This is a genomic window from Bacillus sp. PS196 (assembly GCF_037963555.1).
GTDB lineage: Bacteria > Bacillota > Bacilli > Bacillales > Bacillaceae > Bacillus > Bacillus subtilis.
In genome coordinates, this window is sequence record NZ_CP150159.1 from 3,018,405 (window position 1) to 3,031,667 (window position 13,263).

Genomic DNA, 13,263 nt, shown 5'->3' on the forward strand with positions numbered 1-13,263 from the left:
TTCACAACGACGATTTAATGACCTTCTTATAATAAAGAACTGACAGAAAACCAAAAATGGAGTAGAGCGCAGTATATAACACCATCACCATAATCATAGGCGCCCATACCTCTGATCCGAATAAGAACCAGCCGGATTGGACGGCAAAGTAACTGTGGAAGAGGCCGACAACGAGCGGAATGCCGAAGTTGTACATTTGTTTGATGCGTATCCCCTTTATCAGGTCGCCCTGCGTAAAGCCGAGTTTTCTTAAAATTGTATAGCTCGGTTTTTCATCTTCACTTTCACCCATTTGTTTAAAATAAAGGATACAACCTGATGTAATCAGGAACGTTAACCCTAAGAAGCCGACGATGAACATCACCATACCAAACAGTGATTTTTGCGCAGCGCTTGTATCTAGTCTTGATAAATGCTCGTTTTTCTTGTTCACCTGTTGAAAAAGCTCATTTGCTTTTTCCATTTGATCGTCATGTTTCACATTGACGCCGATAAATGTAGATTGCGCCAGCTGAATGCGGGGGTCTTTATCCTTGTCCAGCTGTTTAAACAGGCTGTCATCCACAATGACAGCGGGCATGCCCCCGCTTGTAAACGTGTAGGATACAAGAAACTCTTCTCTTAATCCTTTATATTTTAATGGCTGCGTCTCGTGCTTGCTTTTTACTTTAATAACACCAGAGTCCTTGAAAACCATTATTTTTTGCAGCAAGTCGGTGTATCCTGAGAAAACGGCTTCTCCAGCCGCCACATCGACTCCTTTTACATCTTTGTCGCTAACAACAGCAAGCTGCATATTGCCGGGATCGCCCTGCATCTCTTTAGGAGTTCCATCCATGATATTTGCAATGTCAACATTTGCTTGCAGGACAGGGATTGCTTTTTTTACAAACGAGATGTTGCTTTCCCTCAATCTGTTTTCAAATAACTTGGCATCTTTCTCATTCATGAATGAAAAATCAGCCGCTACATTTTGTTCAGCGGTCTTTTCTGACGAGTAATACGAGATGTAAGCAAGAGATAACAGCCCGATGGCGAGCGCTGAAACGGTTGTAATAATCGTCAGCAGCAGCGCATTCGATTTCATTCTGAACATGATCGATGACAGTGACAGAACCTCAGAAATATTTAAGTAACCGCCCTTGCTTTTTCGAATGATATTCGAGATAAACGTAACTGATCCTTTGTAAAACAAAAACGTCCCGATAATGACGCTCCCCAGAATGAAGCTCATCGCACCAAACAGTTCATTAATGGTCTTAAATTTTCCGCCAAACAGCTCAGAAGACACATAGTATCCTGTCAAAATCAACACGATGCCTAAAGCGCCGATCAGCGTTTGGAAAAATGATATTTTCTTCACTTTGTCTTCAGTGGAGGACGTTACTTTAAACAAAGATAAAATACTCTGTTTTTTGATAAACGTATAATTCATGATCATGATCAAAAGGTAAATGCCGCAGAACACAATGACCGTTTGGACCAAGGCCTGCTCAGAAAAATGCAGTTTCGCATCCGCTTTGACATCGACAATTTTGAACAGAATCATCAAGACAAGCTTCGATATCGAAAACCCGGCCGCTACCCCGATCGCTAATGAACCGAAATACAGCATGACATTTTCTGCACTTAAGATGCGAAAAATTTTATGCTTCGTCATTCCAATTAATTGAAACAGCCCGATTTCTTTGCTCCGTCTCTTAATAAAAATCGTATTGGCATATAAAATGAAGATCGCCACTACAGCCACAAGCAAAATCGAAGCGGTTTTAATAGCCGCGGCTCCCTTGATTGAAGCCTTCACTTCGTTAATTGCTGGATCATACTGCAGCGTGACAAAGGCGAAATAAAGCGCCACGCTAAAGATGAGCGCAAACACATACAAATAGTAATTCCGGAGATTCTTTTTCAAATTTCGCAGGATGAGCTGATTAATGTTCATGCTGCACCCCGCCTAACACGCCTTGCGTTTTCATAATATCCTGGAAAAACGTTTGCCTGTCCTGGCCCCCTTTATTCAGCTGTGTATACATTTGCCCGTCCTTAATAAAAATGACTCTGCCGCAGTAGCTGGCAGCGACGGGATCATGGGTAACCATAATAATCGTCGCGTTGCGTTTTTGATTGAGCTGGCTCAGCTTATTTAATAGATCGGAGGCCGATTTCGAATCGAGCGCGCCGGTCGGTTCATCAGCGAAAATAATGCTCGGGTCATGAATAAACGCTCTTCCAGCGGATGTTCTCTGCTTCTGGCCGCCGGAAATTTCATTCGGGTATTTATCCCGCAATTCATATATTCCCAGTTCCTTTGCAACTTCCTCAAACTTGCGATTGGCTTCCTTTTTTGATAGTTTCGTGATCGATAAAGGCAGAAGGATATTCTCTTTCACTGTCAATGTGTCTAACAAATTGTAATCCTGAAAGATAAAGCCTAAATGCTGTTTTCTAAATTCAGCCAGCTGCTTTTCCTTCATAGCCGTCATGTCATTTCCATTAATATGAATGGTTCCGTGACTGACCTGATCGATTGAGGACAGAACGTTGAGCAAAGTGGTTTTTCCCGACCCGGAAGCACCCATAATACTGACGAATTCGCCCTTTTCAATGTGAATATCGATGCCCTTCAGCACTTCCTGTTTATTCAGCTTGTTTCCATAACTTTTTCGAATTTTATTCGCTTCTAAAATCACCATTTACGCAGTCTCCTTTATATTGGATAATCTCATTATAAAAAGGAATGCCGGGCTTTTCCTTCGATACGGCGAACAAAAAAGAAAAGCATGTGACATTTTCGTCACACGCTTATGACATGTTCAAATTGATTCCGTATTGGAAAGGTTAATGTAAAAACTGTTCCCGCACCAAACTCCGACTCAACATCAATATGGATCAATAACGGCGCCGCTGCTTTTTTTGCCAAGTACAGCCCCATGCCAGTTGATGCTTGATCATGGTGATCCGTTGTGGATGTAAACCCTTTATCAAAAATACGCGGTACATCTTTTGGATCAATGCCCCTGCCACAGTCCTTCACTTGGAGCTGCGTCTGTTCCCCTTTTTGAAAGCTTTTGATCTCGATTTCAGAGGCTTCGCTGTATTTCACCGCGTTTGTCAGCAGCTGCCTGATGATAAACGCCAGCCATTTTGCATCGCTCAGCACTTCTTTGGCATCGAGCTGTATGTCAAAACCGATCCCTTTTTGGATACACCACGATTGTAAATCTTTGATTTCTTTAAAAATCAAAGGCTGAAGCTGAATGAATTCTACTGACAGGTCGTTTTCAATAAATGAAATGCGTTTTTGATGAAGCTGCTGATCAAGAAGCAGGTGAATACGCAGCCATTCATATGACAGCTGGGATTTCAGTGCTTTTTCTTCCATTCTATCAATGATTAAATGCATCGCTGTTAATGGGGTTTTGACCTCATGTATCCATGCCATCAGCTCATCTTTTTCATTTTCCAATGCTAAGCGATGCCGTGCTGCGGTCTGCTTCAAGTGTTCTGTTTGCCCGGCAATGCTTCTTTCAACCATTGCTTCAAACGGCGTTTCCGGTTCATTTATGGCTGTCACATCGAGATTGTTCTCCCATGTTTTCAAGCTTTTATAAAACGCTGTTTCTTTCCGATAGCGGAACCAAAGGAATATGATAAAAAACAAGATGCACAAATACACCATATAAAGTACATTCCCAAATGATATGGAAGGATCGACAAAAGCAATGAACAGCATCAAAGCCTGCTGAAACAAAAACGCGGCAATCCAGCTCCGCCTTTCGATAAGGAATGCTTTAATCATAAAACTTGTCCTCTTCCTTCGCGATGTAGCCCTGGCCCACCTTTGTCTCGATATATGCGCCAAGCTGCAGGGCGTCCAGTTTTTTTCGCAGGCGATTGACATTGACGGTCAGCGTATTATCACTAACAAAACGCTCATCGTTCCACAAGCTTCTGATCAGCTCTTCCCGGCTGACGATCTTGTTTTTTTGCTCTATTAATTGTTTTAGAATGAACATTTCATTTTTGGTCAGTTCAACAGATCCTTTGTCATTGCTGACGAGGTTCTGCTCCGCGTCTACAGCAGCGCCGCACCACGTTTTAATCGTACTCGGCTCCATATTATAATGGTGCACACGCCGGAACATCGCTTGGATTTTCGCGATCAGCACATCAAAATGAAATGGCTTTTGAATAAAGTCATCTGCCCCGAGCTGCATGGACATCACCATATCAGCAGGATGATCCCGGGAGGATAAAAAGAGAATCGGAACATTTGACCGGGAGCGGATCAGCCGGCACCAATGAAAGCCGTCAAATTTAGGCAGCTGTACATCAATAATGACACAATCAGGATTAACCGCCGCAAATTCCTGCAGCACCTGACTGAAATCCTGAATGCCGTATACATCATAGGACCATCCCGTTAAACGATCCTTGATTTCATGAAACAGCGATTCATCATCTTCAATCAGCAAAAGTTTAAACAATCGACTCACCGCACTTTTTCCTTTTTTATCAAGTGTATAGCAAAACGCCAGCATGTGCTATAGAAAAAGCCGGCTGTCTCAGCCGGCTCGTTCACATTATAGTTCTCTTCTCAAGGCTGTCAGCACGTTGGTTTTTGTTGCTTTTCTCGCCGGGTTCATTCCGGAAATGACTGCGACCCCTCCGCAAATCACAACGGCAATGATCACAAGACTCGCCGGGATGTAGGAGAATGTGTAATTCAAGTCGCCCGCATCACTTCCGCTTGTGGCCGCAAGAATCATCGGAACGGCCAGGTTGACAAGGTAGCTCACGCCGTAAGAAATGATAATCCCAATCACACAGCCTAAAATTCCGATATACGCGCTTTCCATCAAGAACATTCGGCGAATGATTGACGGGCTCGCCCCAATCGCTTTCATAATGCCGATCTCTTGCGTTCTCTCTGTCACCGCCATCGTCATCGTGTTAAAAATGCCGATCGCTGAAATGATAACTGCGATACATCCGACAAAGATCAGTCCGATTTTGAAGACCATGAAGAAGGTATTGGCTCCCTCAAGTTCGGTAGTCACTGATGTGACATAGTACCCGTCATCTGTTAGATCATTTGTCAGCTGTTCCACATTCTCAAACTTATCAGCAAAAACACCAATGTTCGTTTCAACATTTCCGCCTTTGAAATCTAAGAATTCCGAAAAATCTTTTTTGAATTGATCACTGATAAAAATATTTGAGTCCTCCATCCAGTCTTGAGATGGTTTTTTTGTAATACCGACAATTTTAAAGTCATATGTTTTTGTTTTTGTAACATCCCCTGTTTTAGAATCTGTCTTCGATACACTTAGTTCAATTGTTTTATTTAGAATATCTTTCGTATAGCCCTTTGGTTCTTTTATATCTTCTGGATTTCCTTTTGCTTCCTCGATTTTTTTGTTATATTCTTCCGATTCTTTTTTCGTTAATAATCTCTTTGCGAAGTCGTATCCTACTACGATTTCATTTTCCGACTTTGCGACTCTTCCCTTTTCCAATTCCATATTGGCCTTTAATTCATCATTCATATTAGTAAAAATGAGATTTGAGCTTTCATTTGTACGATTGCCTAAAGTAGCTTTGTTTGGTTCATACACTTGCGTTCTTTCTACAACTGACCTTACGTGATCATACTTCTCTAAATCAGCTTTTTTAATCGGCTTGTCTCCTTCCTTGCCCATTACGCTGACTTTCGTTACAATCTGCTGGCTCATTGTCATATCTGTAATCGTCTTTTGAATCCCAAATCCAACGGACGACAACACAACCAAAAACGCACACGCCATTGTTGTCGCCAGAATCGTCATAAAGACGCGAAGCCTGTTTTTCTTCATATTTCTTCTGATAAAATGAACCTGATCCTTAAACCTCAACGGTAATTCCTCCTTTTAGCACACCATCATGAAGCTGAAATTTTGAATGTCCGATAGAAGCGACTTCATCATCGTGAGTAATGATCACAAATGTAATGCCACGCTCACGATTCAGCTGCTGGATCAATTCCAGCACTTCATGTTCCGTTTCTGAATCAAGGCTTCCCGTCGGCTCATCCGCTAAGATAATCGAAGGATTTAAAATCAATGCTCGAGCAATACTGACACGCTGCTGCTGGCCGCCTGACAGTTCATTCGGATAATGAGCGGCGTGGTTTTCCAGACCGACGCGTTTCAGCATGTCCTGCACCTTTTGCTTCCGCTCAGATGGCTTGATTCCTTTTAACGCCAGCGGCATTTCCACATTCTCATACGTCGTTAAACCCGGGATGAGCTGAAAGCTCTGAAAAATAAACCCGAAATGGTCAAGCCGAAATTGCGCCCATTCCTTTTCATTAAACCCCGTAACATCAGTGCCATTAATGACAATCCGCCCTTTTGTCGGCGATATGTAGCCGGAAATTAAATTCAAAAGCGTTGATTTCCCTGAGCCGCTTCGTCCGACAATGCAGGCGATTTCCCCTTTCGCCACGCTCAATGAAACATCCTTCAATACTGGAACTTCATTCTCACGGCCCTTTTTTCCGATCGTGAAAGAATGGTCGATATGCTGAACATCAATCATATGTTCTCTCTCCCTTACAAAAGTTTCATTTTTTTATAAATCGCAAAATAACTAATCAAGAAACCGATTACCGCACCTGCAGCCATGCCAATGAAATAGCCTGCAAAGCTCTCGCTGGCCGTAAAACCAAAATAGCCAAAGCCTAAAATACCAATGATGATGACGACCAATTGCACCGGACGATCCAATGCTTTCCACAAAAAGAAATATCCGTTTCGTTCATTTGACAGTTTGATGAAGCTGATGTAACCGATGATATAAAATATACCGCTCCAGGCTGCCGGAAAGAAAAGATATTGAGCTGAATCCATCACCCATTCGGGATTAACAAACATAATTGGGATAATATACTGAAGCCAATCAGGTATATCAGTATTTAAAAACGCGACATTATGTCCAAATATAATCTCTAAATTTTCAGCCGGTAAAGCAATCAATAGAAAAGGCAAGATAGTGACAGTAAATGAAACCAGCAGCTGCGAAAAAATACTTCCTGTTAAAGCACCTGCGGCCATGACTAGCGAATACGCCATTAAGCTGATAAGCATCATCCCTATACTAAGATGATGAAAATAAATCACTTTTTCTGGCTTCAAAAGCAAAATCAGGAAAACAGACAAAACATAACCTATGAGTTGCGGCACCACAATCACCATTCCGCCGGTAAAGAACTTCGTATTATATATCTGTCCGCGTGTATAAGGAAGACTAAATGTAAAATCAAACAAGCCCTTGCTTCGTTCAATTCCAAGCTGGCTGACCGCTAAAACGACACCCCAAATCCAGAACACTGAGATAAATGTACCGTTTAAATAGTTAATCGAAAATACGCAGTTTCCGACCCACTCGTTCTGATGATCAACGCAGCCTTGATATGAGATGTACGTATTTAAAACGGTAAAAGGATTGCTAAGCATAAGTACGAAAAAAACCGTGGTTAGCAGAGCTTTATTTTGCTTCCACTCTTTATAAAATAGCCCGGAATCTGGCACACCACTTCCCTCCAAACCGAAAGTATTCCTTAATGTTTCATTTTCTTATTAATAGCGAAGTAGCTCACAAAGAATCCAACAACTGCCCCAATGATCATTCCTAAAATATAACCAATCATTGATTGTCCGGCAGAGTATCCAAACAAACCAAATCCAAGAATACCAAAAGCCATAACCAGAATTTGCACCGGACGGTCTAATCTGTTCCATAAGAAAAAGTGTCCGTTTCGTTCACTTGGAAGCTTTTTGAAGCTTATCAAACCAACCAAGTAAAACAGAATGCTCATGGCAGCTGGAATCATTAAAATATATTTACTATGGATAAGCCAGTCACTATCAACATAACCAATGGGCACAAGATATAATAAATTGCTTGTCAGAGAGAAATACGCCTCAGGGGAAGGGAACATTTCCCATATACTCACGCCAAAAACAACTTCAAAGTTTCCAAGCGGTAATGCGACAATTAAATATGGCAATGCCGCAGCAGCAAATGCCGTTAATAACTGGGCAAAAACACTCCCCGTTAATGCACCAGCAGCCATCAACAAACAATAAGCCATAAAACTAATCACAATTACTCCAACGCTGCTGTGCTCAAAAAAGTAGACGTGTTCAGGGCTATAAACAAGAATTAGCAGCCACGCAAGTAAAAAGCCAATCAATTGTGACATCACAATCACAATGCCCCCTAACCAAAATTTCGTCTGGAAAATTTGGCTTCTGTTATACGGGAGGCTTAATATAAAATCCATCGTGCCTTTCGAACGCTCCATTCCGAGGAAGCAGACCGCCAAAATGACCCCCGGCACCCAGTTGATATCTATTAGATTGCTCCTATGATAATTCACAATAAATTCACAATATTGCGGGTCTTGATGAGCCAGACACCCTTGATAAGACAAATACGTATTAACAATAGAAAGCGGATTTGCCAGCACCAAAAACACAATACTCAGCAAAATCACCACTTGATTCTGTTTCCACTCTCGATAGAGGAGACCTCGGTCTACCATCTCCGCTTCCCTCCAAACTTCGCAATGAACACTTCTTCTAAGTTGACAGGAAGCTCATTCCATACTTTTGGCTTCAGCTCTCTCAAAAAGCTCTTTTTCTCCTCATCGCTTTTCGGAATCAGCACTGTGTAAAACACGCCGGCCTGATCGAGCATCGGAATGTTTTGCTCTCTGATGGCCAGATTGACATCTGTGTCAAACGCCATTTGTATTTTGATGTATTCTTCTTTTAATTCATCAAGATCCATGACGTTGGTCAGCCTGTTATCTTCAAGAAAGCCAATTCGGTTGCACATCCGCTCTATGTCTTCAAGCCGGTGGGACGTAATCAGGATACTCGTATCACGCTCTGCCACTTCATCGACCATCAGCTGCAGCACATCATGTCTAGTTACCGCATCAATACCATCCGTCGGCTCATCAAGGAGGATCAGCGCCGGTCTCGCCGCAAACGACAGAACGAGCGACAGCTGTTTTTTCAAGCCTGTCGACAGCTCACGGTATTTTTTCGTTTCTGGAATTTCGTATCTGTTCATCAGTTCATTCGCGTACGTGACATCAAATTTCGTATATATTCTTCTCAGGATATCAACAAGCTGCTTGTATGTATACTTGTCGTAAAAAGGATTTTGAACAGGCATGTAGATGATATTTTGTTTGACCTTCGGGTGCTTTTTGATTTCTACGCCGTCAAATAAAATCGTTCCGCTGTCAGCGAAAATGATTTGCTGGATTAAGCGAAGCATCGTCGTTTTCCCTGATCCGTTGCGTCCAAGCAATCCAAAGATTTCTCCTTTTTCGATTGTTAATGAAACATCTTTTAATACTTGATTGCCGTCAATCGCTTTTGACAGCTGCCGCAGTTCAATCATTTTTTTTGCCTCCCTTCACATCAGCGCTGATTTCCTTTATCCATTCGTGCAGTTTTTCCAGCTCAACCCCTGCATAGTGTGCATCGATGATGAGCTGTTTGAGTTGCTCTTTAATCATCGTCATCTTCCCTTCAACCAGTGTCGTTTTTGCATTCTCCGATATATAGGTCCCTCTGCCCCGCAGCGTTTCAATAATCCCCTCTCGCTCAAGTTCTTTATACGCTTTGCTGACAGTGTTCGGATTCGCAATAATGATCGTTGCCAATTCTCTGACAGAAGGAAGCTTATCACCAGGCTTCATGATCCCTTTCAAACAAAGCTCTTTCATTTGCTGAATAATTTGTTCGTAAATGGGTGTTGAGCTTCTTGGATCGATTTGAATCATTTACTTCCCTACTTTCTATACGATCTGAACCTTTTATAGATAAAAATGATCAATTATACTTTTTTGCCATTCAAAACCGATCATCACAAGAACAAGAAAAAAAGAACAAGCGATCACAGATGCCGCAATCAGCATTGGCACGTTACGTTTGTTTCGTTTTTTATGTTTCATAACTGCCTCCCTTAATGTCAATATATAAATGATTTTATATTAGTGTCTATAGTGTATTACTTCAATTAGTACACTTAATACAATAAATACTTTGACTCACAAAGTCAATCCTTTTTTTACAAAAAAACGGACCCTTTTAAAAGGGTCCGTTTTCCTACACATCAAGAGGGTGCTGCAGGATCATATTATTTTGCAAAGATTGAAGCTGAAGTCTCATTCTGTACAGCTGTTCTCTCTGCTGATCATTTGACGACAGCCATAGTTTATTCAAGGCATTTACCGCATCTTCTAGCTGCATTTGTGCATCACTATATTCTTGATCGTTATAATGCTCTTGTTTAGAAGCGATTTTCAGCTGTTCTTCAGCATAATCATAGGCCTGCATACATTGCTGGAGATGTTCATCTACTGATTGTCTTGTTGCCACAGTAACCCCTCCTCTTGGTAATGGAAATCATCCATCATTCATATTGTAGCCTCATCTGACTTTATTCAATAAAGTAATTTATGGTCGATATTCATTTGTTCTCTTGTGAAATGCGTGCTACAATTTTAGGATGCAATCGTACGCAAGGAGGCACATGAATTGTGATGCAGAACAATCCTTTTCCTTATTCAAATACGGAAAAACGCTATCATACATTGAATTATCATCTCAGAGAACATTTCGGCCATAAGGTGTTTAAAGTAGCGCTTGACGGCGGTTTTGACTGCCCGAATCGGGACGGCACCGTAGCCCACGGAGGCTGTACTTTTTGCAGCGCAGCAGGCTCCGGCGATTTTGCCGGGAACCGGGCCGATGATTTAATTACGCAATTCCATGACATCAAAAACCGCATGCACGAAAAATGGAAGGATGGCAAGTACATCGCTTATTTTCAGGCTTTCACAAACACTCACGCCCCGGTTGAGGTGCTTCGTGAGAAATTCGAATCCGTCCTCGCCTTAGATGATGTGGTCGGCATTTCGATCGCCACACGCCCGGACTGTCTGCCTGATGATGTCGTTGATTACTTGGCAGAGCTGAATGAACGCACGTATTTGTGGGTGGAGCTTGGGCTTCAAACAGTTCATGAACGGACTGCACTTCTGATCAACCGCGCACATGATTTTAACTGCTATGTGGAAGGCGTCAATAAATTAAGAAAACACGGCATACGTGTCTGCTCGCATATTATCAATGGGCTGCCTTTGGAAGACCGGGACATGATGATGGAAACGGCAAAGGCCGTCGCAGATTTGGACGTCCAGGGCATTAAAATCCATCTGCTTCACCTACTGAAAGGCACGCCAATGGTCAAGCAATATGAAAAGGGGAAGCTGGAATTTCTTTCTCAAGATGATTATGTGCAGCTCGTCTGCGATCAGCTTGAGATCATTCCGCCTGAAATGATCGTCCACCGCATTACAGGTGACGGACCGATTGAGTTGATGATCGGGCCAATGTGGAGCGTCAACAAATGGGAAGTGCTTGGCGCCATTAATAAAGAGCTAGAAAATCGAGGCAGCTATCAAGGAAAGTTCTTTCAGCGGCTTGAGGAGGAATCAGCGCTATGATTTTGAAGAAAATTCTTCCCTACAGCAAAGAACTGCTGAAAATGGCCGCGGGAGAAGGAGATATTGTCGTAGATGCGACAATGGGCAACGGACATGATACACAATTTTTAGCGGAGCTTGTTGGTGAAAACGGTCATGTGTACGCATTCGACATCCAAGAATCAGCCGTGGCCAATACAAAGGAACGGCTCGGTGACATGTATCAAGCGCGAACAACGTTATTTCACAAAAGCCATGATAAAATCGCTGAATCCCTCCCGCCTGAAACACATGGCAAAGTGGCGGCCGCGGTATTTAACCTCGGCTATTTGCCGGGCGGGGACAAATCAATTACGACAAACGGCAGTTCTACGATCAAAGCAATTGAACAGCTTCTCGGCATCATGAAAGACGAAGGTCTGATTGTTCTCGTCGTCTATCATGGCCACCCGGAAGGCAAAGCTGAAAAAAACGACGTGCTCGAATTTTGCCGGGACTTGGACCAGCAATCAGCCCGTGTATTAACATACGGATTTATCAATCAGCAAAATGACCCGCCATTTATTGTCGCCATCGAAAAAAAAGCTCAGATCAGCAAATGATTTGAGCTTTTTTCTTTGAGTTTTTCATCCAGGACATTTTTTGAAATTTCCGGTAGGCTCTGCCGTTGATATAAAAGAAAAGGGAGGTTTTTCCGCTGGCTTTGATCAGCTTCTTTGCGAGCCGGCCCATTTCCTTTTGGCCTGCCACTTTATCATCTGACAAATAAACACCAAGCAAGCCGCGATTGATTAAACGATGAAAGTTTTCATGCGGAATGCCTTGTAGATGCTCGTCGGCTTTATGGATAAAGTGTTCAAGCCGATTCATCATCTCTTCATGAGACTGATAATACGAGCAGAAATTCAAGTCTCCTTCCAGCAAGTCCTCCTCTTGATCAATCAAATAATCAAGAAGAATATGAAGACCCTGTATGTAAGGAAAATAACTGTCGCGGATTTTTTTAGCGGTGCTTTCTGTGAAATCAGGCTGGAACGAATACGCAACCAGACAGAAAATGCCTAACGTTGAGCCTGCACAGGCTGAAAATTCATACCATTCCATCTCAGGCAGCTCTGATTCATATTGAGTAAACCACTTTTCAAGCCGCGGAACACGCTCATGCTCAATAACGTGCTTATGCACCTGCAAATCGCAATAATAGCCGCACAGTTCAAGCAGATAAGGTTTAATCATGTCATAGTGCTCAATGGAACCAAGGACACGCTGGCACGTTTTGACCAGTTCGTGCAGATATCCGCTGTCATCCTGTTCTTCCCTGAATTGATAATAATTTTGCAGTTCCGCTCCCACTGTCAGTGCGTCCTGCATTGAGGCATGGAGCATCCGAAAATCCTGTGGGTCCAGCGAGGTGCTGCGGTCACATAGATTGTCCAAATAATCACTAATCGTTTGATACGCGATGATAAACTCGACACATTTCTGCTTTTGGCTGCCTGACAATAAGGCCAGTATGCCGCCGCCTTCACAGTGAAACGTTTTGTCCCGAATACTTGCGGTTGCCTGTGCTTTCAATTCACTGTTATGAATCGATTCTGATTTTTGCTTCCATATGTCCAGCTCTTGATGAACGAGCGGAAAAATATCTCGATATACCTTTGTCATCAATCCAAAAGGATGTTCCGGTACTGTCAACACATGCACCCCCTACT

The 13,263-nt window shown here is 42.6% G+C and carries 15 protein-coding genes; 2 read left to right on the top strand and 13 right to left on the bottom strand.

Annotated elements, in window-relative coordinates; all coding sequences use genetic code 11:
- Position 1: 1 nt before the first annotated feature.
- From bceB to NST79_RS15770, 12 genes are all read right to left on the bottom strand, one after another.
- Positions 2-1,942, bottom strand: coding sequence for an FtsX-like permease family protein (bceB, locus tag NST79_RS15715; protein WP_212059387.1), 1,941 nt, complete (start codon positions 1,940-1,942; stop codon positions 2-4).
- Entirely contained in the window at positions 1,932-2,693 is a 762-nt protein-coding gene (bceA, locus tag NST79_RS15720) for a bacitracin ABC transporter ATP-binding protein BceA (RefSeq protein WP_003229137.1), read from the bottom strand. Before bceA ends, bceB begins: the two co-directional genes overlap by 11 nt.
- Before the next feature lie 101 nt (positions 2,694-2,794).
- Positions 2,795-3,799: a two-component sensor histidine kinase BceS gene (bceS, locus tag NST79_RS15725; RefSeq protein WP_024573099.1), complete on the bottom strand. Its 1,005-nt coding sequence runs from the start codon at positions 3,797-3,799 to the stop codon at positions 2,795-2,797.
- On the bottom strand, positions 3,792-4,487 hold the full coding sequence (gene bceR, locus NST79_RS15730; RefSeq protein ID WP_029318284.1) for a two-component response regulator BceR: 696 nt from the start codon (positions 4,485-4,487) through the stop codon (positions 3,792-3,794). Before bceR ends, bceS begins: the two co-directional genes overlap by 8 nt.
- A gap of 96 nt (positions 4,488-4,583) precedes the next feature.
- Positions 4,584-5,894, bottom strand: a complete 1,311-nt coding sequence (gene ytrF, locus NST79_RS15735; protein ID WP_029318285.1) for an ABC transporter permease YtrF — start codon at positions 5,892-5,894, stop codon at positions 4,584-4,586.
- Positions 5,884-6,579 carry an ABC transporter ATP-binding protein YtrE gene (gene ytrE / locus NST79_RS15740; protein WP_003229129.1) on the bottom strand — a complete coding sequence of 232 codons (696 nt, stop codon included), beginning with the start codon at positions 6,577-6,579 and terminating at the stop codon, positions 5,884-5,886. The genes ytrF and ytrE overlap by 11 nt, the downstream gene beginning before the upstream one ends.
- 14 nt (positions 6,580-6,593) lie before the next feature.
- A complete protein-coding gene (locus tag NST79_RS15745) occupies positions 6,594-7,571 on the bottom strand; it encodes an ABC transporter permease (protein WP_029318286.1) in 978 nt (325 codons plus the stop codon).
- Positions 7,572-7,600: 29 nt separating this feature from the next.
- The gene (gene ytrC, locus NST79_RS15750; RefSeq protein ID WP_029318287.1) at positions 7,601-8,587 is read right to left on the bottom strand and encodes an ABC transporter permease YtrC; all 987 of its coding nucleotides are present in this window, start codon (positions 8,585-8,587) and stop codon (positions 7,601-7,603) included.
- Positions 8,581-9,459, bottom strand: a complete 879-nt coding sequence (ytrB, locus tag NST79_RS15755) for an ABC transporter ATP-binding protein YtrB (protein ID WP_029318288.1) — start codon at positions 9,457-9,459, stop codon at positions 8,581-8,583. The genes ytrC and ytrB overlap by 7 nt, the downstream gene beginning before the upstream one ends.
- Positions 9,452-9,844 (bottom strand): GntR family transcriptional regulator YtrA, encoded by a 393-nt coding sequence (ytrA, locus tag NST79_RS15760; protein ID WP_003229121.1) that lies wholly within the window; start codon positions 9,842-9,844, stop codon positions 9,452-9,454. The genes ytrB and ytrA overlap by 8 nt, the downstream gene beginning before the upstream one ends.
- 33 nt (positions 9,845-9,877) lie before the next feature.
- A complete protein-coding gene (locus tag NST79_RS15765; RefSeq protein WP_003229119.1) occupies positions 9,878-10,015 on the bottom strand; it encodes a hypothetical protein in 138 nt (45 codons plus the stop codon).
- Between the two features lie 154 nt (positions 10,016-10,169).
- Positions 10,170-10,442, bottom strand: coding sequence for a YtzC family protein (locus NST79_RS15770; protein WP_003229117.1), 273 nt, complete (start codon positions 10,440-10,442; stop codon positions 10,170-10,172).
- A gap of 161 nt (positions 10,443-10,603) precedes the next feature.
- On the opposite strand from NST79_RS15770, the gene NST79_RS15775 reads away from it, so the two are divergent.
- Entirely contained in the window at positions 10,604-11,572 is a 969-nt protein-coding gene (locus tag NST79_RS15775) for a TIGR01212 family radical SAM protein (protein ID WP_024572829.1), read from the top strand.
- Positions 11,569-12,153 carry a class I SAM-dependent methyltransferase gene (locus NST79_RS15780; RefSeq protein ID WP_029318289.1) on the top strand — a complete coding sequence of 195 codons (585 nt, stop codon included), beginning with the start codon at positions 11,569-11,571 and terminating at the stop codon, positions 12,151-12,153. Before NST79_RS15775 ends, NST79_RS15780 begins: the two co-directional genes overlap by 4 nt.
- On the opposite strand, the gene tbcS is transcribed toward NST79_RS15780, so the two are convergent.
- On the bottom strand, positions 12,143-13,246 hold the full coding sequence (gene tbcS, locus NST79_RS15785; protein WP_029318290.1) for a tetraprenyl-beta-curcumene synthase: 1,104 nt from the start codon (positions 13,244-13,246) through the stop codon (positions 12,143-12,145). The two genes, NST79_RS15780 and tbcS, sit on opposite strands and share 11 nt — an antisense overlap.
- Between the last annotated feature and the right edge of the window lie 17 nt (positions 13,247-13,263).